The following is a 10,181-nucleotide window of genomic DNA, read 5'->3' as shown; positions in this document are numbered from 1 at the left end:
AGGAATCGCACCATCGGCCAGGCCAGGATTCAGAAGTATTTGGCGAAAATTTAATATAATCCCCGAACGGATCTTGTCCGACCCGAGTCAGGCAAGGAGGCAAGCATGTCCGAGCAGCAGAATGCCCCGACCTACCCGCATGTCCCGATCGGGGAGATGCTGCAACGGATCCGGCGAAACAACGCCGGGCACGGCCAGAAGCATGTCGTGATCCTGGGCGCCGGCATCACCGGCCTGGTCGCGGCGTACGAGCTGCAGCAGCTCGGCCACAGCGTCACCATCCTGGAGGGCAGCGAGCGGGTCGGCGGCCGCATCCTGACCCACCACTTCAAGGACGGCAGCTACAACGAGCTGGGGGCGATGCGGGTCCCCGGCGCGCATGACTACACCCATTACTACATCGACCAGGCCGGCCTGGCGGGCCGGCTGATCCCGTTCGTCAACAGCGTCGATCAGAACTTCCTCGACATCCACCAGGTGGTCTGCCGCCTGAGCGACAGCCGCAGCCGGATCTATCCCCGCTACGGCCTGCCGGAGATGCCGCCGACACCGGCCGACGCCTATCCCCAGGACCCCGGCGGCGCGATCTTCGGCTGGGTGCTGGCCAACGCTATCGCGCCCCTGACCCCGTTCGAGCAGGACAGCCTGTTCAAGGGCGAGCTGACCACCGACCGGCTGCGCTATCTCGACAGCCTGTCGCTGGGCGCCTTCCTCGACACCGTGCTGCCGCAGAGCGTGAAGCAGCTGGTCGGCGCCTACACCAGCCTGATCGTGTGGCTGGACAAGGCGGTGACGATGTTCATCCGCGACACCATCGTCGGCACCGGCAACAACCTGACCACGCTGCATGGCGGCATGAGCCAGATGCCGGAGACGCTGGCGGGGATGCTGCGTCCCGGCACCGTCCGGCTGCAGCACGAGGTGACCCGGCTGCGCCTGGCGTCCGAGACCAGCGTCGAGATCGGCTATGTCGGGCCTGAGGGGCCGCAGACGCTGACCGCCGACTACGTGATGTGCACCCTGCCCTTCGGCGTGATGCGACGCCTGGACCTCGAAGGCTTCAGCTACCGCAAGCTGCAGTCGATCAGCGAGATGTCCTACGCCGCCTCGACCAAGGTCATCCTCGACTGCCGCGAGCGGTTCTGGCAGTCGCGCTACGGCATCTACGGCGGCGCCTCGATCTCCGACGGGATCCAGCGCCAGACCTACTATCCGATGGACCATCTGCAGGTCGAGCGCGGCCCGCTGCCGCCGGCCCCCTGGTCCAACCCGCACACCGGTCCGGCGCATTCCGAACGCACGGCGCCCGCCCCGAACGCCGATGCCAGCCTGCCCGGCGCGCTGCTGGGCGCCTATTGCTGGGGCGACGACGCGCTGCGGCTGGGGCTGATGGAGCCGGACGCCCAGGTGGCCGCCGTCCGCCGCGGCATCGCCCGCTACCATCCGGAGATCATGGACGACAACATCGTCGTCGACTCCGCGTCGATCTGCTGGCAGTCGCACAAATGGTCGGCCGGCGCCTTCGCCTTCCTGCAGCCGAACCAGCTCGGCGCCATCTTCCTCGACGGCAAGAGGCCCGAGGGCCGGATGTTCTTCGCCGGCGAGCACTGCTCGCTCGACCAGGCGTGGATCCAGGGCGCGCTGATCGCCTCGCTCGAGGCGGTCGACCAGATCGTGAGCCTGTGACATGCCGTTCGCGGCGTCCGGGCAGACCATACGTCCAGAAGGGGTGAGGATCATGGGCACGGGACCTGACGGCGTGATCGACTGCGCCATCATCGGCGGCGGCATGGGCGGCGTGTACAGCGGCTGGCGGCTGGCCACGGCGGCGGATTCCAAGATCCCCGCCAGCGGCATCCACCTGTTCGAGATGAGCGACCGCATCGGCGGCCGGCTCGACACCATCCGCCTGCCCGGCATGCCGCATGTGCCGGTCGAGCTGGGCGGCATGCGGATCATGAAGTCCCAGTCGATCATCTGGGCGCTGATCCACCAGCTGGGCTTCGCGCCGATCCCGTTCCCGATGGGCGGCAGCCACAACCTGGCCTATCTCCGTGCCCACCGCTTCCAGGTCGGCCAGTATTCCGACCCCACATTGGTGCCGTACTGGCTGACCGAGCAGGAGCGCGGCAAGTCGCCGTCCCAGCTGGTGGTGCAGGCGATCGAGACCATCATCCCGGGCGCGACCGGGATGACCAACGAGCAGCTGCGCGCCGCCTGCGCCACCGCCACGCTGAACGGCTTCCCGCTGCGCCAGCACGGCTTCTGGCAGGTGCTGCTGAACCTGCTGAGCGTCGAGGCCTACAACCTCGCTTTGGACGGCGGCGGCTTCAACACGGTGCTGACCAACTGGAACGCGGCCGAGGCCATTCCCTGGTACATGGAGGACTGGTCGACCGACCCGGACGCCACCCAGTACTACAGCCTGCCCGAGGGCTACGAAGCGCTGCCCTGGCGCCTGCGCGACGATTTCGTCGCCGCCGGCGGCGAGGTCCATCTGCGGCAGGAGCTGATCGCCTTCACCCGGCGGCGCGACGGCCTGTACGCCCTGACCTTCCACGACCACGGCATCGCGCATGACCATGTGGTGCTGGCCCGCCGCCTGATCCTGGCGATGCCGCAGCGGTCGCTGAACCGCATCGCCGAGCATCCACTGAACCGGGCCGGCCCGACCGAGTTCTTCACCAAGCCGGGCGTATCGGAGCTGCTGTCCACCGTCACCGGCCACGCCCTGTACAAGTTCGCCCTGGCCTACCCGCAGCCCTGGTGGCACATGCTGGGCCTGACCTCGGGCGATTCGGTCACCGACCTGCCGCTGCGCCAGGTCTACTACTTCGAGACCGAGGGCGAGCAGCCGGGCGGCGACCCGAACAACACCAACTCGCTGCTGGTCGCGGCCTACACCGACGGCGTGTCGGTCGACTATTGGGAGGGGGTGCGCAGCAGCGGCCCGCCCTTCGAGACCCAGCCCAACCCCTTCGTCGCGGCGGACACCCCCCGCCTGGGCGACCCCTACCGGATCAGCGCGCTGATGGTGGCCGAGGCGCACCGTCAGCTGGGCGAGGTGCACGGGCTGCCGGACGCGCCGCCGCCCTATGCCGCGGCCTTCCGCGACTGGGGCGACGACCCCTATGGCGGCGGCTGGCATTCCTGGAACATCGGCGTCGACACCAAGGCGGTGATGCCCAGGATCGTCAAGCCGGTGGCGCAGGACGAGGTTTATGTCTGCGGCGAATCCTACTCGACCTACCAGGGCTGGGTCGAAGGCGCGCTGCAGACCGCCGAAATGATGCTGACCGGGCATTTCGGCTTGGCCGCACTGGACATCGGCCTGGCCTCTGCGGCCTGATCGGACCCGCCCCGCCGCCCCTTCCGGAAAGACCGTCCCATGTCGCTGCCCATCACCAGCTACTACCGCTCCGTGACCGGCCGGACCGTGTCGCAGCTGCTGCTCGATTATCTCAAGCTCGAGGACGTCAAGCACATCTTCGGCATCCCGGGCGGCGGCATCATGTACCTGCTGAACGAGCTGCGGCTGCGCGAGGACGAGTTCACCTACGTCATCTGCAAGCACGAGACCGGCGCCGCCTATATGGCCGACGGGCTGCACCGGGTGACCGGGGGGCTGGGCGTCGTCCTGGTCACCACCGGCCCCGGCGCCCTGAACGCCCTGACCGGCGCCATGAACGCGCAGGCGGACCATTCGGCAGTCCTCACCATCACCGGCGAGGTCGCCGAAAGCTATTTCGGCAAGGGCTATCTGCAGCAGGGCGTCGACGGCACGCTGGACGTCAACGGCGTGTACCAGAACGCCGTCGAATACAGCACCATGATCCCGAACGCGAACGCCTTCGGCACGCTGTTCACCCAGGCGCTGCGCGACGCGCTGTCGATCCCGTTCCGCGCCACCCATGTCAGCGTGCCGGTCGACGTCTCGGACCTGGCCCCGACCGTGCCCGTCGCGTTCCCGACCAGCTGGGAGAACTACCGCACGGTGCCGACGGCCAGCGACCCGCAGCGCACCCGGCAGGCGCTCGAGCTGCTGCTGGCGGCGAAGCGGCCGCTGATCATGGTCGGCAATGGCAACCGCTTCGCCCTGCAGGGCGATCGTCTCAACCGCTTCATCGCCTTCGTCGAACGCTTCGGCATCCCGGTGATGACCTCGCCCGACGGCAAGGGGCTGTTCCCGGAGACACACGACCTGGCCCTGCGCAATTTCGGCCTGGCCGGCTGCATCTGGCCCAGCCTGTATGTCGGCGCCGCCGGCGGCGGCCCGGCCTATGACGCGCTGATGGTGATGGGATCGATGCTGGGCAACCTGGCGACCAGCAACTGGAGCCCGGCCCTGCTGCCGCAGGGTCCGCTGATCCAGGTCGATGCCGACCAGTCGGTGATCGGCCGGACCTATCCGATCCAGCTGGGCGTCGTCTGCGAACTCGGCCAGTTCATCGACGACCTCTGCGCCATGGGCGCGCTGGTCGAGCCGGACGCCTCTGCGGTGGCCGACCGCCGCGCCTATGTCCGCTGGATCCGCGACACCCACGCCCCCTGGTACGATCCGGAGAAGCGCATCTCCGACGCCGTGCCGATCCTGCCGCAATCGGCGATGCGGGTGATCAACGAGGTGGTGCCGCCCGGCAGCCACATCTTCATCGACTGCGCCAACTGCGTCGGCTGGTCGCTGAACGACCTGGCGATCGACCCGCCGACCCAGATCCACCTGTCGCTCGACACCGGGCCGCTGGGCTTCGGCGTCTGCTCCGTGATCGGCGGCAAGTTCGGCGCCCCGGACCGGACCTGCCTGTCGATCACCGGCGACGGCGCCTTCCTGATGCATGGCGCCGAGGTCTCGACCGCCGCCCAGTACAACATCGGCGCCATCTGGATCGTGCTGGAGAACAACGACCTGGCCATGGTCAGCCAGGGCAACGAGCATTTCTTCCCGGCCCCGCCGGTGCCGTCCTGGACCGACTACTACAAGCTGGGCAACCCCGACCTGGTGGACTTCGCCACCGGGCTGGGCGCCGACACCCGACGGGTGAACGACCCGGCCGGGCTGCGCACAGCACTGCTGGATGCCATCGAACAGGCCGAGACGCGCCGGCGGCCGCAGGTGATCGTGCTGGACATCGACCGGTCGGAAGTCCCGCCCTACTACGTGACGCCGCCGCAGGCCGGCTGACCTCCACTCTCAATGACCCCCTGCAAGGAACCCTGAATGGCTGACAAGGCGGCCCGCATCACCGGCGTCGGCTTCGCGGTGCCGGACCAGATCCGGACCAATGACGACCCGGTCTTCGACTGGATCCGGACCCACAGCACCAGCCATTCCGATCTGTTCCAGGGCATCGAGCGGCGGCGCGTGCTGGCGCCTGACGAGACCCTGGCCGGCCTGATGACCGCCGCGGCGCAGCGCGCCCTGGCGGATGCCGGGCTGGAGGCCCGCGACGTCGACCTGCTGATCGGCGGCGGCTCGGTCTCCGACTACGTCACCCCCAACACCTTGGTGCAGCTGCACCGCGACCTGGGCCTGCCGGCGCGCTGCCAGGCCCTGCCGATCGGCACCGAATTCACCACCTTCAATGACGGGCTGGTGCTGTCGGAGGCGCTGATCCGCACCGGCCGCGGCCTGCGCAACGCCCTGGTGGTCTGCGGCTGCAACTGGAGCCGCCATGTCAGCTATCGCGAGGCACCCTGCATCGGCTCCGCCGACGGCGCCGGCGCCGCGGTGATCGCCGTGACCGACGACCAGGACCGCTTCGCCCTGGTCGATGTCGTCACCGACACCGACACCAGCTTCTACGGCGCCATCCACGTGGCGCCCCGCGACGCCGGCGAGGCCGGCGAGGCCGGCGAGGTCGATCCAACACCGCCGCATTCGCCGCGGCTGTACACCGCGCCGCTGATGCATTTCGGCGCCGCGGCAGCGAAGTCCTTCCACGAATTCGGCATGACCGTGCCGCCGCGCACCGTCGACCGGCTGCTGCGCCGCAACCGGGTGTCGCCCGACCGGATCACGCTGATCTCGCACCAGGCCACCACCGTGCTGAGCGATGCGTGGGCGGCGGCGATCCGGCCCGCCCAGTACCTGACGACGCTGGCCGACTACGCCAACATGACCCTGGCCTCGGTCCCGGTCACGCTGGCCGCGCGCTATGGCGAGATCGACCAGGACAACCTGGTGCTGCTGACCATCGGCGTGCAGCAGCAGACCTCGGCCGTGCTGCTACGCCGCCGCCACGCGTAACGCCGCGACATCAGGAAATCATCGACTTGCGAACCGGCGTTCACAGGCCAGTCATAAGCCTGCGCATTCTTGGTTCTATAAACATCCGCAAGACAATCGAAGCGGGTCTTCCCGGAAATAAACATTCGCTTCGGTGATGTCACGATCGGCGGCGGTGGTCTTCGGATCCGATATCCCCAGACCGCCCGTTCGACCACCGCCGCCGGGCGGACAGATGCCTGAATGCTTGTCGTGGCCGCCCGGCCACGAGACCAAGGGGCGGCCCCCGCCGCCCATCCGATCCGCACACCCCGGTCGACCTTCGACGCCAGCGGCGTCGGACGCCGGCGGCACAGATCCGGCGGCAAGCCGGCAAAGGAGGTTTCATGGGCAGCACCGTGGGCGCTTCGGCAGAGATCATCGACGGCTCGGCCCTGTTCGCGTCGTTCGACCGGCAGAGCAGCGTCCCCACCGCCACCGGCGACCGGATCACCGCGCTGCGGGCGACGTTCCAGGCGGAGCAGCTCGACCTCGGCGACGTCCAGCGCAAGCTGGCGGATGCCGAGCTCGATCCCCCGATGGTGGTCGTCCAGGCCGACATCCTCGACATCCCCGAGCGCTTCAACTGGAAGCTGCGGGGCGCGACGCTGGTGATCGCGGCCCGGCAGGTGCGGATCGCCGGCAGCGCCATGGTCAATCTCGACTACCGCAGCGACGACGGCGCCAGCCTGATGCTGTTCGCCGGCGAGATCACCGGTGCGCTGCACGCCATCGCGCTGACCCCGGCGGACGGGCCCCAGCCGGTGATCTTCACCATCGACGCCGCGCCGGCGACGGGTGGGGTGCAGATCCGCCTGCGGGCCGACGGCTATCCCGAGGATGTGGCGCTGAACCCGGAGCGGGACCTGCCGGTGCCGCCGCTGGAGATCGACCAGTCGGGCGTGCGCGCCGACGTCCTGTTCGGCGCCCGGGTCTGAGGTCAGATCCGAAGTTTTGGGGAGGGGGATTGCGGCCTTCCTCCCCGTGCGCGCGGCCGGACGGCAGACCGCGCCGCGATCAGAGGTCGTCCCGGATGCACGCCTTGGCGTGCCCCGGGGCGACCTCGCGCAGCGCCGGCACCGCGGTGGCGCAGTCCGGCAGCGCATGCGGGCAGCGGGTGCGGAAGACGCAGCCGGAGGGCGGGTTGATCGGGCTGGGGATGTCGCCCTGCAGCAGGATCCGCTCGCGCCGGATGGTCGGGTCCGGCACCGGCGCGGCCGAGAGCAGCGCCCGGGTGTAGGGGTGGCGCGGCGCGGTGTAGAGCGTGCGGCTGGGCGCCGTCTCCATGATCCGGCCGAGATACATCACGATGACCCGGTCGCAGAGATATTCCACCACCGACAGGTCATGGGCGATGAACAGCACGGTCAGGCCGAGGTCGCGCTGCAAGTCCTGGATCAGGTTGACCACCTGGGCCTGGATCGAGACGTCGAGGGCCGAGACCGGCTCGTCCGCCACGATGAAGCTGGGTTCGACCGCCAGGGCCCGGGCGATGCCGATGCGCTGGCGCTGGCCGCCCGAGAATTCATGGGGGTAGCGGGTCATCGCCTCCGGCGTCAGCCCCACCCGGCGCAGCAGGGCGGCGATCCGGTCCGGCCGCTGCCGGCCGCGCGACAGGCCATGGATGGTCAGCGCCTCGCCCACGATCTCCGCCACGGTCATCCGCGGATTCAGGCTGGCATAGGGATCCTGGAAGACGATCTGCATCTCGCGCCGATAGGCCTGGAAGGCCGGTTTCGACAGCCCCAGGATGTCGGTGCCGGCGAAGCGCACCGCGCCGGCCGTCGGTTCGGTCAGGCGCAGGATCGACCGGCCGACCGTGGTCTTGCCCGAGCCGGATTCGCCGACCAGCCCGACCACCTCGCCGCGGCGCAGGGTCAGGCTGACATCCTCGACCGCGCGGACATGCTGGCCCTTCTTCCCGAACAGGCCGCCGCCGACCGGGAACCAGGTGCGCAGCCCCTCGACCTCCAGCAGCGCCTCCCCCGGCGCCGGCAGGCCGATGGTGCTGACCCGGTCGACGGGACCAGTCCGGTCCATGGCCGCGGCGGTCATGCGAATTCGCTCCAGCGGATGCAGCGGGACATGTGCCCGCCGCCGGTGTCGGCCAGATCAGGCACGGCGGCGGCGCAGGCGTCGACCGCATGGCGGCAGCGCGGCGCGAAGGCACAGCCGGGCGGCAGCCGGCGCGGGCTGGGCACGTTGCCGGGAATCGCCTCCAGCCGCCGGGCCTCGCCGCGGTCGGCCGCGGCATAGTCGGTGCGCGGCACGCTGTTCAAGAGGCCGATGGTGTAGGGGTGGCGCGGCGACTTGAAGATCTCGACCACGTCGCCCTCCTCCACCACCCGTCCGCCATACATCACCGCGACCCGGTCGGCCATCTCGGCCACCACGCCGAGATTGTGGGTGATGAACAGGATGCTCATGCCGATCTCGGCCTGCAGCCGGCGCATCAGGTCGAGGATCTGGGCCTGGATGGTGACGTCCAGCGCCGTGGTCGGCTCGTCGGCGATCAGCAGCGCCGGGTTGCAGGACAGCGCCATGGCGATCATCACCCGCTGGCGCATGCCGCCCGACATCTGGTGCGGATAGTCCTTCAGCCGTCGCCGCGCCGCCGGAATGCCGACCAGCTCCAGCATCTGCGCCGCCGCATCCATCGCCGCGCGCCGGCCCAGCCCCTGGTGCAGCCGCACCGCCTCGGCGATCTGGTCGCCGACGGGATAGACCGGGTTCAGCGACGTCATCGGCTCCTGGAACACCATGGCGATGTCGTTGCCGCGGATGCCGCGCATCTCGGCCTCCGACAGCCGGGCCAGGTCGCGCTGCCGGCCATCGCGGCCGGTGAACAGCATCTCGCCGCCGGCGATGCGGCCGGGCGGGCTGGCGATCAGCCGCATCAGCGACAGGCTGGTGACGCTCTTGCCCGACCCGGATTCGCCGACCAGCGCCAGGGTCTCGCCGCGGCCGATGTGGAAGGTGACGCCGTCGACCGAGCGGATGGTGCCGTCATCGGTGTCGAAATAGGTCTTGAGGTCCGTCACCGCCAGCAGGGTGTCGGCGAAGGCCCGCCGGGCCCGCGGCTCAGCGGCCTCGGCCATCAGGCGCCGCGCGCCGCGCGGATGGTGGCGCGCACCCGGTCCGGATCGGTCACCGTGTTGGTGTATTCCCGCTCCAGCTCGGTGCCGCCCATGCCGATCTCCGGGTTGCGGTAGACCATGCCGCTCGGCTCGGTCCGCAACGCCGCGAAATGCAGCTCCTTCAGCCCGGTGCGGCGGCGGACATCGGCGATGGTCGTCTCGTCCAGGTCGCCGCAGCCCATGATCACGATGCGGCCCCGGGCCTGGTCGACGGCGCGCTTCAGGATCTCCACCCCGGCCGTCGCGGTCGGGCGCTGGCCGCTGGTCAGCACCCGGTCGACGCCGCAGCGGATCAGCGCCTCCAGCGCCTCCTCGGGGTCGTTGGTCATGTCGAAGGCGCGGTGGACGGTGACGCTCATCGGCCGCGCCTCGCGCACCAGCTGCGCCGTGCGGTCCTCGTCGATCCGGCCGTCGGGGGTCAGGCAGCCGATGACGATGCCGGGCACGCCGAGCTCCCGCAGCGCTTTCACATCGGCCAGCATGCTGGCGAATTCGGTCTCGCTGTACAGGAAGTCGCCGCCGCGCGGCCGGATGATGACGTGGAACGGGATGCGGGCCCGGGCCTGCACCTCCAGGATGGTGCCGATGCTGGGCGTCAGGCCGCCCTCGATCAGGCTGGCGCAAAGCTCGACGCGGTCGGCGCCGCCCTCCTGGGCCGCCAGGAACCCGTCCAGGCCTTCGACGCAAATCTCGATCACGGGGGTGGTCATGGCCGGGTCTTTCGCTGCGGGAGGAGGCTTGTGTTTGCGTTGCCTCTCCCGCTTGCGGGAGAGGTCGGA

Annotated in this window: 8 protein-coding genes; 5 read left to right on the top strand and 3 right to left on the bottom strand. The window is 69.7% G+C overall.

Annotated elements, in window-relative coordinates; genetic code table 11:
- The first annotated feature begins 105 nt into the window (after positions 1–105).
- The 5 genes from E9232_RS08025 to E9232_RS08005 all read left to right on the top strand — a co-directional run bounded on the left by E9232_RS08025 (position 106) and on the right by E9232_RS08005 (position 7,203).
- Positions 106–1,686 (top strand): flavin monoamine oxidase family protein, encoded by a 1,581-nt coding sequence (locus E9232_RS08025; RefSeq protein ID WP_309793247.1) that lies wholly within the window; start codon positions 106–108, stop codon positions 1,684–1,686.
- Between the two features lie 52 nt (positions 1,687–1,738).
- A complete protein-coding gene (locus tag E9232_RS08020; RefSeq protein WP_309793246.1) occupies positions 1,739–3,349 on the top strand; it encodes a flavin monoamine oxidase family protein in 1,611 nt (536 codons plus the stop codon).
- A 39-nt stretch (positions 3,350–3,388) separates the two neighbouring features.
- Positions 3,389–5,182 carry a thiamine pyrophosphate-binding protein gene (locus E9232_RS08015; protein WP_309793245.1) on the top strand — a complete coding sequence of 598 codons (1,794 nt, stop codon included), beginning with the start codon at positions 3,389–3,391 and terminating at the stop codon, positions 5,180–5,182.
- A 36-nt stretch (positions 5,183–5,218) separates the two neighbouring features.
- A complete protein-coding gene (locus tag E9232_RS08010; protein ID WP_309793244.1) occupies positions 5,219–6,247 on the top strand; it encodes a 3-oxoacyl-ACP synthase III family protein in 1,029 nt (342 codons plus the stop codon).
- Positions 6,248–6,612: 365 nt separating this feature from the next.
- On the top strand, positions 6,613–7,203 hold the full coding sequence (locus E9232_RS08005; RefSeq protein ID WP_309793243.1) for a hypothetical protein: 591 nt from the start codon (positions 6,613–6,615) through the stop codon (positions 7,201–7,203).
- A gap of 79 nt (positions 7,204–7,282) precedes the next feature.
- Here the strand turns inward: E9232_RS08005 and E9232_RS08000 are convergent, their stop codons facing one another.
- From E9232_RS08000 to E9232_RS07990, 3 genes are read right to left on the bottom strand one after another with little or no spacing between them, the layout of a single operon-like run.
- The gene (locus E9232_RS08000; protein ID WP_309793242.1) at positions 7,283–8,320 is read right to left on the bottom strand and encodes an ABC transporter ATP-binding protein; all 1,038 of its coding nucleotides are present in this window, start codon (positions 8,318–8,320) and stop codon (positions 7,283–7,285) included.
- Positions 8,317–9,363: an ABC transporter ATP-binding protein gene (locus E9232_RS07995; RefSeq protein WP_309793241.1), complete on the bottom strand. Its 1,047-nt coding sequence runs from the start codon at positions 9,361–9,363 to the stop codon at positions 8,317–8,319. The genes E9232_RS08000 and E9232_RS07995 overlap by 4 nt, the downstream gene beginning before the upstream one ends.
- A complete protein-coding gene (locus E9232_RS07990) occupies positions 9,363–10,112 on the bottom strand; it encodes a copper homeostasis protein CutC (RefSeq protein WP_309793239.1) in 750 nt (249 codons plus the stop codon). The genes E9232_RS07995 and E9232_RS07990 overlap by 1 nt, the downstream gene beginning before the upstream one ends.
- Between the last annotated feature and the right edge of the window lie 69 nt (positions 10,113–10,181).

Origin of the sequence: Inquilinus ginsengisoli, assembly GCF_031453975.1 — a bacterium.
GTDB lineage: Bacteria > Pseudomonadota > Alphaproteobacteria > DSM-16000 > Inquilinaceae > Inquilinus > Inquilinus ginsengisoli_A.
This window is presented reverse-complemented; position numbering and strand designations above follow the sequence as displayed.